The sequence below is a fragment of the Bradyrhizobium sp. BRP19 genome, assembly GCF_020194195.1.
In the GTDB taxonomy this organism is placed as follows: Bacteria; Pseudomonadota; Alphaproteobacteria; order Rhizobiales; family Xanthobacteraceae; genus Bradyrhizobium; species Bradyrhizobium yuanmingense.
In genome coordinates, this window is record NZ_JADYVZ010000014.1 from 1 (window position 1) to 12,747 (window position 12,747).

The 12,747-nt window shown below is 65.6% G+C and carries 11 protein-coding genes; 7 read left to right on the forward strand and 4 right to left on the reverse strand.

Translation table 11 applies throughout. The annotated features are described in order from the left end of the window. The first annotated feature begins 123 nt into the window (after positions 1 to 123). The 5 genes from I6F36_RS29950 to I6F36_RS29970 all read left to right on the forward strand — a co-directional run bounded on the left by I6F36_RS29950 (position 124) and on the right by I6F36_RS29970 (position 7,234). Complete coding sequence (locus tag I6F36_RS29950; protein ID WP_036014718.1) at positions 124 to 1,380, forward strand: aspartate kinase; 1,257 nt, start codon at positions 124 to 126, stop codon at positions 1,378 to 1,380. Positions 1,381 to 1,716: 336 nt separating this feature from the next. Beyond that, the gene (gene ptsP / locus I6F36_RS29955; RefSeq protein WP_036014720.1) at positions 1,717 to 3,984 is read left to right on the forward strand and encodes a phosphoenolpyruvate--protein phosphotransferase; all 2,268 of its coding nucleotides are present in this window, start codon (positions 1,717 to 1,719) and stop codon (positions 3,982 to 3,984) included. A 59-nt stretch (positions 3,985 to 4,043) separates the two neighbouring features. Further along, on the forward strand, positions 4,044 to 5,129 hold the full coding sequence (prfA, locus tag I6F36_RS29960) for a peptide chain release factor 1 (protein ID WP_225113766.1): 1,086 nt from the start codon (positions 4,044 to 4,046) through the stop codon (positions 5,127 to 5,129). A gap of 3 nt (positions 5,130 to 5,132) precedes the next feature. Next, positions 5,133 to 6,014, forward strand: a complete 882-nt coding sequence (gene prmC, locus I6F36_RS29965) for a peptide chain release factor N(5)-glutamine methyltransferase (protein ID WP_225172729.1) — start codon at positions 5,133 to 5,135, stop codon at positions 6,012 to 6,014. A 461-nt stretch (positions 6,015 to 6,475) separates the two neighbouring features. Continuing rightward, complete coding sequence (locus tag I6F36_RS29970; RefSeq protein ID WP_036042629.1) at positions 6,476 to 7,234, forward strand: DUF4167 domain-containing protein; 759 nt, start codon at positions 6,476 to 6,478, stop codon at positions 7,232 to 7,234. Positions 7,235 to 7,344: 110 nt separating this feature from the next. Here the strand turns inward: I6F36_RS29970 and I6F36_RS29975 are convergent, their stop codons facing one another. Next, the gene (locus tag I6F36_RS29975) at positions 7,345 to 8,091 is read right to left on the reverse strand and encodes a methyltransferase domain-containing protein (RefSeq protein ID WP_036014737.1); all 747 of its coding nucleotides are present in this window, start codon (positions 8,089 to 8,091) and stop codon (positions 7,345 to 7,347) included. A 108-nt stretch (positions 8,092 to 8,199) separates the two neighbouring features. Here I6F36_RS29975 and gloB point away from each other — a divergent pair, with 108 nt between their 5' ends. Further along, entirely contained in the window at positions 8,200 to 8,967 is a 768-nt protein-coding gene (gloB, locus tag I6F36_RS29980; RefSeq protein WP_036042630.1) for a hydroxyacylglutathione hydrolase, read from the forward strand. 37 nt (positions 8,968 to 9,004) lie between these two features. Further along, positions 9,005 to 9,427, forward strand: a complete 423-nt coding sequence (locus I6F36_RS29985) for a cupin domain-containing protein (protein ID WP_057030161.1) — start codon at positions 9,005 to 9,007, stop codon at positions 9,425 to 9,427. Between the two features lie 11 nt (positions 9,428 to 9,438). On the opposite strand, the gene I6F36_RS29990 is transcribed toward I6F36_RS29985, so the two are convergent. The 3 genes from I6F36_RS29990 to I6F36_RS30000 all read right to left on the reverse strand — a co-directional run bounded on the left by I6F36_RS29990 (position 9,439) and on the right by I6F36_RS30000 (position 12,598). Further along, positions 9,439 to 10,308, reverse strand: a complete 870-nt coding sequence (locus I6F36_RS29990; RefSeq protein WP_225172730.1) for a DMT family transporter — start codon at positions 10,306 to 10,308, stop codon at positions 9,439 to 9,441. A 142-nt stretch (positions 10,309 to 10,450) separates the two neighbouring features. After that, positions 10,451 to 11,176, reverse strand: coding sequence for an acetoacetyl-CoA reductase (gene phbB / locus I6F36_RS29995; protein WP_225145419.1), 726 nt, complete (start codon positions 11,174 to 11,176; stop codon positions 10,451 to 10,453). A gap of 243 nt (positions 11,177 to 11,419) precedes the next feature. After that, the gene (locus I6F36_RS30000; protein ID WP_036026194.1) at positions 11,420 to 12,598 is read right to left on the reverse strand and encodes an acetyl-CoA C-acetyltransferase; all 1,179 of its coding nucleotides are present in this window, start codon (positions 12,596 to 12,598) and stop codon (positions 11,420 to 11,422) included. Positions 12,599 to 12,747 lie beyond the last annotated feature (149 nt).

A 12,747-nucleotide genomic window follows, 5' to 3' on the forward strand; every position in this document is an offset into this window, starting at 1 on the left:
GCCCCCGCAGGAACCCGCTTGCCCCCGGCCCCGCCGCTCTGTATACGCGCGGTCGGTGTCCCCGAGGCACCCGTCCAGTGCGGGCCACCATACTGATCCTTATGAAGGAATGCACGCGTCGTCATGAGCCGCCTCGTGATGAAATTCGGCGGCACGTCCGTCGCCAACATCGAACGTATCCGCAACGTCGCACGCCATGTGAAGCGTGAGGTCGATGCCGGCCACGAAGTGGCCGTGGTCGTCTCGGCGATGGCCGGCAAGACCAACGAGCTGGTCGCCTGGTGCACCGAGGCCTCGCCGATGCACGACGCGCGCGAATATGACGCCGTGGTCGCCTCGGGCGAACAGGTGACGTCCGGCCTTCTTGCCATCGTGCTCCAGGGCATGGGCATCCAAGCCCGCTCGTGGCAGGGCTGGCAGATCCCGATCAAGACCAGCGACGCCCATGCCTCGGCCCGGATCGAGGACATCGACGGCAGCGAGATCATCAAGCGCTTCAAGGACCGAAAGGAGGTCGCGGTCATCGCCGGCTTCCAGGGCATCAACCCCGAGACGGGTCGCATCACCACGCTCGGCCGTGGCGGCTCCGACACCTCGGCCGTGGCGATCGCCGCCGCCGTCAAGGCCGACCGCTGCGACATCTACACCGACGTCGACGGCGTCTACACCACCGACCCGCGAATCGTGCCGAAGGCCAAGAGGCTCGACAAGATCGCATTCGAAGACATGCTGGAACTGGCCTCGCAGGGCGCCAAGGTGCTCCAGGTCCGCTCGGTGGAACTCGGCATGGTCCACAACATGCCGATCTTCGTCCGCTCGAGCTTCGATAAGCCCGAGGATATCGACCCGCATGCCAACCAGCCGCCCGGCACGCTGATCTGCAGCGAGGAGGAGATCATGGAAAGCCACGTCGTCACCGGTATCGCCTTCTCCAAGGACGAGGCTCAGATCTCGGTGCGCCAGATCGAGGACAAGCCCGGCGTTGCGGCCTCGATCTTCGGCCCGCTGGCTGATGCCAATATCAACGTCGACATGATCGTGCAGAATGTGTCCGAGGACGGCAAGACCACCGACCTCACCTTCACCGTGCCGGCCGCCGACTTCACCCGCGCCAAGGATACGATTACCGCAGCCAAGGCCAAGATCGGCTATGCGCGGCTCGATACCGCCACCGATGTCGCCAAGATCTCGGTGATCGGCAGCGGCATGCGCAGCCATGCCGGCGTCGCCGCCCAGGCGTTCTCGGCGCTCGCCGGGCGGAACATCAACATTCGGGCCATTACAACCTCCGAGATCAAATTTTCGGTCTTGATCGATACCGCCTATACCGAGCTTGCGGTGCGCACCTTGCATACGCTCTACGGTCTCGATCAGACCTGACGGTCTTTCCGGAAAACCGCTTCGCACTTTTCCGGACAGTGCCAAAAGGCTAATTTTCTCTTAGCGGTCGCAGCAAACGCGAAGGTGTACACACCTGCGCGTTTGGCAGGCGTTTTGCTTGGCAAAACAAGCCTCAATTCGCTATACGGCGGACAGGGTGGGCTGCCGCAGACTGTGTCCCAGTTCAGGCGGCGCTGATTCGGTACGAGCACTCAATCTCCCGTGGATTTGGGCTTGTGCCTGCGCCGGACAAACAATTTGATTGTTTTTCTGGAATTTTGGTCCAGCCGCCGGCCGATATCGCCGGGCCCGGCCGATGGAGGAGATTGACGGTTCATGCGGAGCGCGTCGGGAGGTCCCCGCGTCTTGTTGAGACGGCTCCGCGAGACCATGGCGGAGCAGGTCTCGGCCCAGGAGCGGCTGGACAAGATCGTGGTGCTGATCGCCGCCAACATGGTGGCCGAGGTGTGCTCGGTCTATGTGCTGCGCATCGACAATACGCTCGAGCTCTACGCCACCGAAGGTCTCAACCGCGAGGCGGTGCACCACACCGTGCTCAGCGCCCATGAGGGCCTGGTCGGCCTCGTCGCCAGCGAGGCGACGCCGCTCAATTTGAGCGACGCGCAGAGCCACCCGGCGTTCTCGTTCCGGCCCGAGACCGGCGAAGAAATCTACCATTCGTTCCTCGGCGTGCCGATCCTGCGCGCCGGCAACACGCTCGGCGTGCTGGTGGTGCAGAATCGCGCCAAGCGCAATTATGTCGAGGAGGAGCTCGAGGCGCTCCAGACCACCGCGATGGTGCTGGCCGAGCTGATCGCCTCCGGCGAACTCTCCGCGCTGGCGCAGCCGGGCCAGGAGCCGGCGGCGCGCCATTCGGCGCAGAAAGTCGGTGCCATCCTGTCGGAGGGCATCGCGCTCGGCCATGTCGTGCTGCACGAGCCGCGCGTCGTCATCAAGGACTACATCGCCGAAGACCTGCCGAAGGAGATCAAGCGGCTCGATACTGCGCTCGCCAAGCTGCGTGCCGATCTCGACCGCATGCTGGAGCGCGGCGACGTCGCCGAAGGCGGCGAGCACCGTGAGGTGCTTGAAGCCTATCGCATGTTCGCCAACGACCAGGGCTGGTCGCACAAGCTGCACGAGGCGGTCGCGACCGGCCTCACCGCGGAAGCTGCGGTCGAGCGCGTCCAGTCGGACACCCGCGCGCGCATGCTGCGCTCGACCGACCCCTATTTGCGCGACCGGCTGCACGATCTGGAAGACCTCGGCTACCGCCTGATGCGGCAGCTGGTCGGCCAGGATCATGCGCCCTCGCGCGAGCAGCTGCCCGACAACGCCATCGTCATCGCCCGCGCGATGGGCCCGGCGGCGCTGCTCGACTACGACCGCAAGCGCCTGCGCGGCATCGTGCTGGAGGAAGGCACCGCGAACTCGCACGTCTCGATCGTGGCGCGGGCGCTGGGCATCCCTGCGGTCGGCGAGGTGCCGAACGCGCCTGGAATCGCCGATCCCGGCGACGCCATCATCGTCGACGGCACCTCGGGCTCGATCTATGTGCGCCCGTCGCAGGAGATCGAGGCGGCCTTCGCCGAGCGCGTGCGCTTCCGCGCCCGCCGCCAGGCGCAGTACCTGGCGCTGCGCGACCGGCCCTGCGTCACCAGGGACGGCCAGAAGGTCGAGCTGATGATCAACGCAGGTCTTGCGATCGACCTGCCGCATATCGAGGACACCGGCAGTGCCGGCATCGGCCTGTTCCGCACCGAGCTGCAATTCATGGTCGGTCAGAGCCTGCCGCGCACCAGCGACCAGCTCGCGCTCTATCGCACCGTGCTCGATGCCGCCGGACCTAAGCCCGTCACCTTCCGCACGCTCGATATCGGCGGCGACAAGGCGCTGCCCTATATGGAAGCGGTGATCGAGGAAAACCCCGCGCTCGGCTGGCGCGCGATCCGGCTCGGGCTCGATCGTCCCGGCCTGTTGCGCGGCCAAATCCGCGCGCTGCTGCGCGCCGGCGGCGGCCGCGCGCTGCGCATCATGTTCCCGATGATCTCGGAGGTCGCCGAATTCGACTCGGCCAAGGCGCTGGTCGAGCGCGAGCTCACATACCTCCGCCAGCACGGCCACACGCTGCCTGAACGAATCGACATCGGCACCATGGTCGAGGTGCCCGCCCTGCTCTACCAGCTCGACGAGCTATTGAAGAAGGTCGATTTCATCTCGGTCGGCTCCAACGATCTGTTCCAGTTCCTGTTCGCGGTCGACCGCGGCAACGCCAAGGTCTCCGAGCGCTTCGACACCATGTCGGCGCCGATCATGCGCGCCTTGCGTGACATCGCGCGCAAGGCGCACGCGGCGCAGAAGTCGCTCTCGCTGTGCGGCGAGATGGCCTCCAAGCCGATCGGCGCACTGGCGCTGATTGCGCTGGGCTACCGCTCGCTCTCGCTCTCGGCGACCGCGCTCGGCCCGGTCAAGGCGATGGTGCTCGACCTCGACGCCAAGAAGGCCGAAGCGATGCTGGGCCCTCTGCTGGATGCGCCTGCGGGCAGCGTCTCGATCCGGCAGAAGCTGACGGAATTTGCCGAGGCCGAGGGCCTTGCGTTGTAGCGGGCCTGTCGCCAGCTTCCCGCCGCCCTCGCCTCCTTCCGCACTTTGAGACAGAACCGATGTCGTCACTTCCCGAAGCCAAACTGGACGTCCTGCTCGCGCATCACGCTTCGCTCGAGGCCGAATCGCTCGGACAGCTCGCCTCCGAGCGTTACGTGCAGATCACGCGCGAGCTCGCCGAGCTCACGCCCCTGATCGAGGCGGTGAAGTCCTATCGCGCCGCCGTCAAGGAGCTCGCCGACACCGACGCGTTGATCGCCGATGCCGCCACCGATGCCGAGATGCGCGGCATGGCGGAAGCCGAACGCGACGAGCTCGCGCCGAAAATCGAGGAACTGGTCCAGAAGATCCGCGTCGCGCTCCTGCCCAAGGACGCCATGGACGACCGCAACGTCATGCTGGAAATCCGCGCCGGCACCGGCGGCGACGAGGCTTCGCTGTTCGCCGGCGACCTGTTCCGGATGTACGAGCGCTTCGCCAGCTTGCAGGGCTGGAAGGTCGAGGTGATCTCCGCCAGTGAAGGCACCGTCGGCGGCTACAAGGAAATCATCGCCGAGATCCAGGGCCGCGGCGCATTCTCCAAGCTGAAATTCGAATCCGGCGTTCACCGCGTGCAGCGCGTGCCCGACACCGAGACGCAGGGGCGCATCCACACCTCCGCCGCGACGGTCGCCGTGCTGCCCGAGGTCGAGGACGTCGACGTGGACATCAAGAACGACGACCTGCGCATCGAAACCATGCGCGCAGGGGGCGCCGGTGGCCAGCACGTCAACAAGACGGAATCGGCGATCCGCATCACCCACATCCCGACCGGCATCGTGGTGATGATGCAGGACAGCCGCTCGCAGCACAAGAATCGCGCCTCCGCCATGAACATCCTGCGCTCGCGCATCTATGACGCCGAGCGGCAACGCGTCGAGGCGGCGCGCTCGGCCGAGCGCAAGGAGAAGGTCGGCTCCGGCGACCGCTCCGAGCGCATCCGCACCTACAATTTTCCGCAAGGACGCGTCACCGATCATCGCATCAACCTCACGCTCTACAAGCTGCCGCAGGTGATCGCGGGTGAAGCGCTCGGCGAACTGATCGACGCACTGACGACGGAGCACCAGGCCGCACAGCTCGCTGCGCAAGGCGCGGCGGCCTGAGGCGTGAGCAACCCCTTCACCGGACAATCCATCGAGAGCGCGCGGCGGGCGCTGGCTGCGCAACTGAGATCGGCACGGCTCGACGAAGCCGAGCTCGACGCGCGCATCCTGATCAGTGCGGCACTCGGCCTCGACCTCACCGGCCTGGTCACGCAGGCGGCCCGTCTCCTGACCGCGGCCGAAGCATCGCGGCTCACGCAACATGCACAGCGCCGCATCGCCGGCGAGCCGGTGTCGCGCATTCTCGGGACGCGCGAATTCTGGGGCTTGCCGTTCCGCCTGTCGGAAGCAACCCTGGTGCCGCGCCCCGATACCGAGACCGTGGTCGAGCTTGCGCTCGAGATTCTCCGGGAGCGGCAGGCATCTGACCCGCCGCGGATCGCCGACATCGGCACCGGATCGGGCGCGATCCTGCTCGCGCTGCTGCACGAAGTTCCGGATGCGTTCGGCGTCGGCACCGATCTCAGCCAGAACGCGCTCATGACCGCCAGGGACAATGCCGCGGCGCTGGGACTCGCCGACCGCGCCGCCTTCGTCGCCTGCTCCTACGCCGCGGCGCTCGGTGGCCCGTTCGACCTCATCGTGTCGAATCCGCCCTATATTCCCTCGGCTGAAATTCCGAAATTGAGCATCGAGGTGCGCGAGCACGACCCTCATCTGGCGCTCGACGGCGGCAATGACGGATACGACGCCTATCGCGCCCTGATCCCGCAGGCGAGCGAGCGGCTCGCCCCCGGCGGCGCCCTGGTCGTCGAGGCCGGACAGGGCCAGGCCCAAAATATTGAAACCTTGATGAGGGCCGCCGCGTTATCGCTGGACAGGTCACCCAAGGCCGACTTGGCGGGCATTCCGCGGGCCGTTTCGGCCCGAAAAATGCCCCCATAAAAGCCGGATTGGCCTGCAAAAACCACTTGGAATATCCCGTGGGAACGACTACGTTCCGGTCAACACATCGGTGCCGGCCCCGTAGACCTACGGGCGAAAGCCGGGCTCTCGGGCGAGAGCTTTACTGATTGAAGGTTCCAAGCCGCAGGTCCTGTTGAGCGCGATGGCCCGTGGAGCTGCGCTGCTCTCTCCGACCGCAAGTGAACGAAAGCCTGATATTGCGCTTGAACACTTACGCAAGAAAGCTGGGCTTGTTTCGGCAGGCGAAATGAATGGGTTCGCTGGCAATAGATGCTGGCGGGTGGGGAACGCGTCTTTGTTGAACGCGACGGTCGACGAACATCGGCAGGGTTGGATCCGCTTTTGCGCGGTGCGCGCAAGACATGTGAGCCACTGTCACCAGGTCACTCCTAGCAATCAGTAATGCGTGCAACCTTTAGGGCTGGAATTAAAGGCAGGACATGAGAAACGGTCAGAACAAGCAGCGGATGCGCAACCGCAACAACAATAACAACAACAACCGGCGCGGCCAGAACCCGATGACCCGGGTCTACGAATCCAACGGACCCGACATCAAGATTCGCGGCACTGCTTCGCACATCGCCGAAAAGTATCTCCAGCTTGCACGTGACGCGCGCTCCTCCGGCGATCCCGTTGCAGCCGAGAACTACTACCAGCACGCCGAGCATTATTTCCGCCTGATCGCGGCGGCTCAGGAGCAGTTCCGTCAGAACCAGCAGCCGCGCGGCGATGAGCCCATCGCCAGCAGCGACGAGGGCGAGGACGACGGTGAGAATTTCTCGGCCTTCGGCCAGGAGCCCGGCTTCGTCCCGCAGCCCCAGCCGCAGCCCTTCATGCGCGACCGCGACGGCCAACGCGATCATCACCAGCGTGATCACCAGCCGCGCGACAACCAGCCGCCCTATCAGCGCGACAATCAGCAGCCGCGCGAGCACCGCGAACGCGATCACCGTCCGCAGCCGCAATATCAGCCGCAACCCGCCAACCAGCCGCAGCCTGTCATCGCCGATGGCGGCGTCGACCGCCTACCCTCCTTCATCACCGGCGCGCAGCCGCAGGTGAACGGCAATCAGGGCGGCTTCGAGGGCGGCGGTGGCGGCGAGCGCTATCCGCGTCGGCGGCGCCGGCCGCATGGCCCGCGCCCGGAGCGTGAAGCCGCTCCGGTTGCTTCCAGCGACGAAGTCGCCCCCGGCGAGTAAGCTCTTCTGACTTTCCGACTCGAATCGTCCCGGCCTCGCCGGGACGATTTGCTTTTGACGCTGTGCGTTGGCCGGACACAGACCCACCTCTCCGGAAGGGAGAGGTGAAGCTAACTGCGCGTCACCGTCGTCGAGGATGGCACCAGCACGGGCTTGGCGAGCGAGGGAATCAGCCGCGCCCGCTCGCGCTTGGCGGGGATCGCGCGGTAGACCTGCTTGGTCGCCTCCACGATGTGGACGCCGGCAAAGGGCAGTGACAGCGCGGCACCGGCACGTTCCCACATCTGGGCCGATTTCAACACCCAGCCGCCGGCGTAAGGCGGCATGAACAGCGCCTCGCCCCAGGCGGTCGGCGTGAACCAGGTCTGGCGCAACAGCTCGGTGATCTGCGAGCGCGAATAGGGCCGGCCATGGCCGAACGGCGTGCTGTCGGTGCGGGTCCACACCCCACGCCGGTTCGGGATCACGGCGATGACGCGCCCGGAGGGCGACAGCACGCGCCACACCTCGCGCAGCAACGCGGCCGGATCGTCCGACATCTCCAGCGCGTGCACCAGGAGAATGCGGTCGACCGCGGCGTCGGGAAGCGGCAGCGAGAACTCATCCACCAGCGACGCCAGCGCGGGCCGTCCCGTCGGCCATTTCAGGACACCCTGCGCCGCCGGCATGAAGGCGAGGCAGCGCTCGGCGTCCTCGCGGAACAATCCCAGATAGGGTGTGGGATAGCCGACGCCGAGCACGCGCTGGCCCTCGGCGCTGGGCCAGCGCTCCCTGATGCCGCGATTGATCATTTGCCGCGCCACGATGCCGAGGCGGCGGGAGTAGAACTCGCGAAGGTCGACGACGTCGATGGTCATGACCGCAATGTAACATGCGCGAGGGCGCCGCTGCGCGCGGAATATTGCATTGCCTGCGCAACGTTAACGCCATATTTGTCTGGCGGGGCTGAGCGCGATGGAGATGACATGGCCGCCGAAATTCGTACTTTCAACTGTTTAAACGACAATTTCGGTTATCTGATCCACGATGTGGAAACCAAAGCGACGGCCTCGATCGACGCGCCGGAGGCCGGCCCGATCCTCAAGGCCCTGGAGCGCGAGGGCTGGCAGCTCACCGACATCCTGATCACCCATCATCATGGCGATCATGTCGGCGGGGTCGCCGAGCTCAAGCAGAAATACAATTGCCGCGTCGTCGCGCCGCACGACAAGACCACGAAAATCGCCAACGTCGACCAACGCGTCGCCAATGCCGACGTGGTCAAGATCGGCAATCTGCTGGCGCGTGTCGTGGAGACGCCCGGCCACACGCTCGACCACATCTCCTACGTGTTCGACAATGAGAAGACGGTGTTCGCCGCCGACACGCTGTTCTCGATCGGCTGCGGCCGCGTGTTCGAGGGCACCTATCCGATGATGTGGGATTCCCTGCTGAAGCTGCGCGCCCTGCCCGACGACTTCAAGCTCTATTGCGGCCACGAATACACCGCGTCCAACGTCAAGTTCGCGCTCACCATCGAGCCGGACAACGCGGCGCTGCAGGCGCGCGCCGCGGAGGTGACAAAGCTGCGCGCCGAGAACAAGCCGACCATTCCCTCGCTGCTCGGCGAGGAGAAGCGCGCCAACGTGTTCCTGCGCGCCGATGAGCCGGCGGTCGCGGCCAAGCTGCATATGAAGGGCGCGGATCCCGCTGCGGTGTTCGGCGAACTGCGCGAGCGCAAGAATAAATCCTGACGCAAAAGTCCTGAAGCACACATCCCGACGAGGATCGATGCCGACCGCAGCCGAGATCATCGCACGCCTCGAGCTCCGCCCGCATCCGGAAGGCGGACATTATCGCGAGACGTTTCGCGACCAGAGCACGGACGCCAACGGGCGTTCGCGCTCGACGCTGATCTACTTCCTGCTCGCGCGCGGCGAGCGTTCGCACTGGCATCGCGTCGATGCGGTGGAGACGTGGCACTATTACGCCGGCAGCCCCTTGACGCTGCGCATCGCCCATGACGGCTGCTCGCAGCACGAGGTGCGGCTCGGCGCCGACCTCGGCGGCGGTGAGCGGCCGCAGGCGATCGTGCCTGCGCTGGCCTGGCAGATGGCGGAAACCACCGGCGAGTGGACGCTGGTCGGCTGCACCGTGGCGCCCGCATTCGAGTTCGCAGGCTTCGAGCTCGCGCCGTCCGGCTGGGAGCCGTAGCTCCGCTCCAATCATCGCTTCCGCAGCACCATGTCCTTGGCCGCGATCAGGCCGCCCCCGGCAATGAGGATCGCAGCAAGGGCGATGTTGGCGCTGGCCTTGGCGAAACCGGCAGCGATGAGGAATCCCGTCGAGAGCAATGGCGTCGCGTAGGAGGCGGCGCCGAGCACACGGATGTCGCCGCGCTTCATGCCGATGTCCCAGGCGTAGAACGCGGCACCGACCGGGCCGATGCCGAGTGCGATGACCGAGAGCCATTGCACCGTGGTCTCCGGCCAGACCGTGGCTTCAAGCAGGCCATGCATCAGCGCGGCCAATATTGCCGTGGCAAGACAGAAGCCCGCGACCGCATCGGTCGGCACCGCTTTCAACCGGCGCGACAGCACCGAATAGGTCGCCCAGACGAACGCCGCGATGAAGGCCGCGATGAGACCCGGCACAGCTCCAGGCGCAAAACCGCTGGTGTTGCCGGCGAACAGCAGCACCGTGCCGACGAGGCCGAGCACGGCGCCGATGATGTGGTGCGCCGCCAGCCGCTCGCCTGGCAGGAAGGACGAGAACAGCACGATCAAGAGCGGCCACAGGTAATTCAGAAGGCCGGCTTCGGCCAGCGGGGCGAAGCGCAGCGCGAGGAAATACAGCGCGTGATAGCCAAACAGGCCGCCGACGCCGACGATCCAGACGGCGAGCGGTTGCCGCAAGCTTCTCGCCGCCTCGCTCCGCCCGATCCAGGTGAGCAGGCCGACGACACCGCCGATCGCGAAGGTCATCGCAGCGAGCTGAAACGCCGGGATCTTTCCGGTCGCCACCGTCATCACCGACAGCAGCGACCACATCAGGATCGCGGTCAGACCGATCAGCGTGGCAGTGCGGGGAGTCATTGGCCCAATGTTTCCGTCATGGCGGGGCTTGTCCCGGCCATCCACGTTCTTCCGTGGCGACGGCTGTTGTAAGGCCGTGGATGCCCGGGACAAGCCCGGGCATGACGATGTGGACAATATCAGCCTGCGTGATGCGATCGCATCACACCATGTACTGGCCGCCGTTGACCGACAGCGTCGAGCCGGTGATGGCGCCGGCCTCATCCGCGGCGAGGAACACGACGGCACGCGCGATCTCTTCGGGCTCGCCGAGACGGCCGATCGGAATCAGCGGCAGGATCGCCTTCTCCAGCACGTCCTTCGGCACTGCCTGCACCATCTCGGTATTGATGTAGCCGGGACAGATCGCATTCACGGTGATGCCGCCCTTGGCGTTCTCCAGCGCCAGGGCCTTGGTGAAACCGATCTCGCCGGCTTTCGCTGCGGAGTAGTTGACCTGTCCGAACTGCCCCTTCTGGCCGTTGATCGAGGAAATGTTGATGATGCGACCGAACTTGCGCCCGCGCATGCCTTCGATCACCTGGCGCGTCATGTTGAACAGCGAGCCCAGATTGGTGTTGATGACGGCGTTCCACTGCTCAAGCGTCATCTTGTGGAAGGCACCGTCCCTGGTGATGCCGGCATTGTTGACCAGCACGTCGACCGGACCGACCTCGGCCTCGACCTTCTTCACGCCCTCGGCGCAGGCCTCGAAACTGCTGACGTCCCACTTGTAGACGGCGATGCCGGTCTCGGCCTTGAATTTCTCCGCGGCAGCGTCGTTGCCGGCATAGCTCGCCGCAACCTTGTAGCCGGCGGCCTTCAGCGCCTTGCTGATCGCAGCACCGATGCCCCGCGTACCACCCGTCACCAATGCAACACGTGCCATGTCGTATTCCTTCCCTCTTCCTTGGACGCTTCGGACTTTTCTGACGTGATCGCTTTTTAGCTACGGATTATGCGGTTGGTTTGACGGACATCAAGAACAAAACGCCCGGCATCGAGCCGGGCGTTTTTCTTTAGTCGAGGCTTGTCGGGTTGCGAAGAATATTTGATTTGCAACCGCTGCCTTTTTAGTCGCGTGCAACGCACGCGCTGACGTGTGCGGCGCACCCGTCAGCTGCGCGTAAGATCAGTCGCGCGCCACACACATGGCGATGCCCATGCCGCCGCCGATGCACAGCGTGGCCAAGCCCTTCTTCGAATCGCGCTTCTGCATTTCGTGCAGCAGCGTCACCAGCACGCGTGCGCCGGACGCGCCGACCGGATGGCCGATCGCGATCGCACCGCCGTTGACGTTGACCTTGGAGGTATCCCAGCCGAGGTCCTTGTTGACCGCGCAGGCCTGTGCCGCGAAGGCTTCGTTGGCCTCGATCAAATCGAGATCGCCGACGCTCCAGCCGGCCTTCTTCAGCGCGGCGCGCGAGGCCGGGATCGGGCCCGAGCCCATGATCTTCGGATCGACGCCGGCCTGCGCCCAGGACACGATCCGCGCCAGCGGCTTCTTGCCTTCCTTGGCGGCCTGCTTGGCGGTCATCAGCACCACGGCGGCAGCGCCGTCGTTGATGCCCGAGGCCGAGCCCGCGGTCACCGTGCCATCCTTCTCGAAGGCGGGCTTGAGCTTGGCCATCGCGTCGAGCGTGGCGCCATGGCGCGGATATTCGTCGGCGCTGACGACGACGTCGCCCTTGCGGGTCTTGATGGTGACGGGGACGATCTCGTCGTTGAACTTGCCGGCCTTCTGCGCCGCCTCGGCCTTCTGCTGCGAGGCCACGGCGAACTCGTCCTGCTGGGCACGGGTGATCTGCCATTGCCGCGCGACGTTCTCGGCGGTGTTGCCCATGTGGTAGCCGTTGAAGGCATCCCACAGGCCGTCCTTGATCATGGTGTCGACCAGCTCCAGGCCGCCCATCTTCACGCCGCCGCGCAGATGCTGGGCGTGCGGGGCCATGCTCATCGATTCCTGCCCGCCGGCGACCACGATCTCGGAATCGCCGTTGAGCAGCGCCTGGTAGCCGAGCGCAACCGTGCGCAGGCCCGAGCCGCACAGCTGATTGACGCCCCAAGCCGGGCTCTCCACCGGAATGCCGGCGCCGATCGACGCCTGGCGGGCCGGGTTCTGGCCTTGGGCGGCGGTCAGGATCTGACCCATGATCACTTCGGAGACCCGGCCGGGCTCGATGCCGGCGCGCTCCAGCGCGGCCTTGATGGCGACGGCGCCAAGGTCATGGGCGGGTAGGGTCGCGAACGCTCCGTTGAAGCTTCCGACCGGGGTGCGGGCGGCGCTGACGATGACGACATCGTCTGACATGGGCATCTCCTGGGGCTTGAGTTCTTGTGAAGGGGGCAGGCGGGCTGGAAAGCGAACGCCAGTCTCGTCAGCCATCCTGTTAACGTCGTTGAGGCATGTCAATCGGCGGGGCACCGAATTCATACCGCAGCGCATTCAAAATAGCGTTC

Coding starts and splice junctions, on each gene's coding strand:
- I6F36_RS29950 (WP_036014718.1), top strand. CDS start 124: ATGAGCCGCCTCGTGATGAAATTCGGCGGCACGTCCGTCGCCAACATC.
- gloB (WP_036042630.1), top strand. CDS start 8,200: ATGGCCGCCGAAATTCGTACTTTCAACTGTTTAAACGACAATTTCGGT.
- I6F36_RS30000 (WP_036026194.1), bottom strand. CDS start 12,598: ATGTCAGACGATGTCGTCATCGTCAGCGCCGCCCGCACCCCGGTCGGA.
- prfA (WP_225113766.1), top strand. CDS start 4,044: ATGTCGTCACTTCCCGAAGCCAAACTGGACGTCCTGCTCGCGCATCAC.
- ptsP (WP_036014720.1), top strand. CDS start 1,717: ATGCGGAGCGCGTCGGGAGGTCCCCGCGTCTTGTTGAGACGGCTCCGC.
- I6F36_RS29990 (WP_225172730.1), bottom strand. CDS start 10,308: ATGACTCCCCGCACTGCCACGCTGATCGGTCTGACCGCGATCCTGATG.
- I6F36_RS29985 (WP_057030161.1), top strand. CDS start 9,005: ATGCCGACCGCAGCCGAGATCATCGCACGCCTCGAGCTCCGCCCGCAT.
- I6F36_RS29970 (WP_036042629.1), top strand. CDS start 6,476: ATGAGAAACGGTCAGAACAAGCAGCGGATGCGCAACCGCAACAACAAT.
- phbB (WP_225145419.1), bottom strand. CDS start 11,176: ATGGCACGTGTTGCATTGGTGACGGGTGGTACGCGGGGCATCGGTGCT.
- I6F36_RS29975 (WP_036014737.1), bottom strand. CDS start 8,091: ATGACCATCGACGTCGTCGACCTTCGCGAGTTCTACTCCCGCCGCCTC.